This is a genomic window from Microbispora sp. NBRC 16548 (assembly GCF_030268985.1).
Classification (GTDB): domain Bacteria; phylum Actinomycetota; class Actinomycetes; order Streptosporangiales; family Streptosporangiaceae; genus Microbispora; species Microbispora catharanthi.
On sequence record NZ_BSSF01000056.1, the window covers coordinates 1 to 1,426 of the forward strand.

Annotated in this window: 1 protein-coding gene; it reads right to left on the bottom strand. The window is 66.3% G+C overall.

Going from position 1 to position 1,426, the window contains the following annotated elements:
- On the bottom strand, positions 1-1,426 hold a 1,426-nt coding region (locus QSK36_RS42995), incomplete at both ends, for an ISAzo13 family transposase (protein ID WP_285786433.1).

The following is a 1,426-nucleotide window of genomic DNA, read 5'->3' on the forward strand; positions in this document are numbered from 1 at the left end:
GTCGTTGATGTCAGGCTGTTGAGGAGTTCGGCCGCACTGGAGTAGCGGGCCGTGGAGTGGGTCACGACATAGCCGTCCTCTTCCAGCAGTGGACGGACCCATGTCCTGGCGTTGCCGATGGTGCGTCGGCTCACCTCAAACAGTTCGGCCACCACGTCCCAGCTGCAGGCTTTGCGCAGGCCGAGGATGACCGCGAGGACGCGTTCAGCATCGGTGATCTTCTCGTAGAAGATGCCGCCGCGGGCCGTTGCCTGTCGGTCTCCACCACGCTGACGGTGCTTGCGCCGCTCGGCCTGGGCAGCTTGACGGCGCGACAATCGCTTGATCAGCTGATTCAGCTCCGATCGGCTCATCCCGGTCAGTGCGGGATCGCCGAAAGTTACAAGCCGGCTCGGCCGCTCCGGAACCGTGTCACCGTCCAGGAACTCGCGCAAGGCGGCCACGCTCGTGAAGCGCAGAAGCGTGGGCTCGATCCGGTGCTTATGCGCGGCCAGCAGTTGACTGGTCTCGGCGACCGCCTTGCCGATGGAGGCAGGGTTGACTTCGACCATCTCGGACAAGACCCGCTGAGAACAGACCTGCCGTAGGTAAACGACGGTGAGCACGACCTTGTCGGCGTCGCTGAGCAGGGGACGGCCGTGATTGCCCTTGGCCTGGCGGCGTGGACCACCGCGCTGCTCGAAGTAGCGCTGTTCAGCACGCGCGGCCTGAGTGGGAGCCAGCGCGGTGGCCAACGCAGCAAGGGCTTGGCGGTTCATGCCGGTCAGGCGCGGGTCGGCCAGAGTGTGGAGGGCACGGGCCCGGATCTGGTTGCGGTCACCGGCCTGGACGGCAGTTGCTTGTTGGTCTGTTGCCGGGGCGATGGTGTAGTTCCACGATCCGCGCTGAGCGTGCGGCGTGATGGGCAGCGCGTTCATGCGCTCGGTGCTGACCGAGACCCCGATCGGGTAGTCCCCGGTGTCCAGTTCGGCTTGGACGCGTAGCCCGGCCCGGGTGCGGGTGGCGGCGATGCTGTTGACAACGACCTCGTGGCTGGTCAGGGGTCTGCCCCGCCAGTTCATCGTGATGTGGGAGAACAACCGATGCTCGACCTTGTTCCACTTTGAGGTGCCCGGCGGGAAGTGGCAGACCGTGATGGTCAGCCCGGTCTCGGCGGCGAAATCGGCCAGTTCGGCCTTCCAAGCCCGGTAGCGATAGCTGTTGGAGCCGCCGCAGTCTGCAGTGATCAGTAGCTGGGAGGCGTCCGGGTAGTCGGCCCGGCCGCGGGCGCGCCACCAGCGGCGGATCGAGGCCACCGCGAACGCCGAGGTGTCGTGGTCGACTCCGACGTTGACCCAGCCCCGGTCGGTGGCCAGGTCGTAGATGCCGTAAGGGATGGCATGCGGGACATCCGGGCCGGTGAAGAAGAAGCTGTGGTCCTCGACCT